Source organism: Streptomyces silaceus (genome assembly GCF_001419745.1).
GTDB lineage: Bacteria > Actinomycetota > Actinomycetes > Streptomycetales > Streptomycetaceae > Streptomyces > Streptomyces silaceus.
Genome location: NZ_LIRJ01000591.1, coordinates 8,881 through 9,142, shown reverse-complemented (window position 1 = coordinate 9,142; position 262 = coordinate 8,881). Strand labels below are relative to the sequence as shown.

The following is a 262-nucleotide window of genomic DNA, read 5'->3' as shown; positions in this document are numbered from 1 at the left end:
GGCGGGGACCGGGGGTGCCGAGGCACGGGAAGCCGGGATCCCCGGGGCCGGAGCGGAAGCCGGCCGCTCCCGCGCGGGGTCCGCCGGCATCAGGCGGTGCCCGCTTCCTGGGCGCGGAAGTACGGGATGACCTTCTCCCCCCACTGCCGCAGCGTCTCCATGCAGGCCTCCTGCGGGACGGTGCCCATCTGGATGAGGCACATGATCTCGTCGGCCCCGGCGTCGCGCAGCCGCTCCCCATAGGCGATGGCGTCGTCCGCGG

The 262-nt window shown here is 75.2% G+C and carries 1 pseudogene; it reads right to left on the bottom strand.

Features of this window, described 5'->3' with window-relative positions:
- Positions 1–89: 89 nt before the first annotated feature.
- Positions 90–262: pseudogene (locus AOK22_RS43510) on the bottom strand (LLM class flavin-dependent oxidoreductase); the annotation flags it as partial.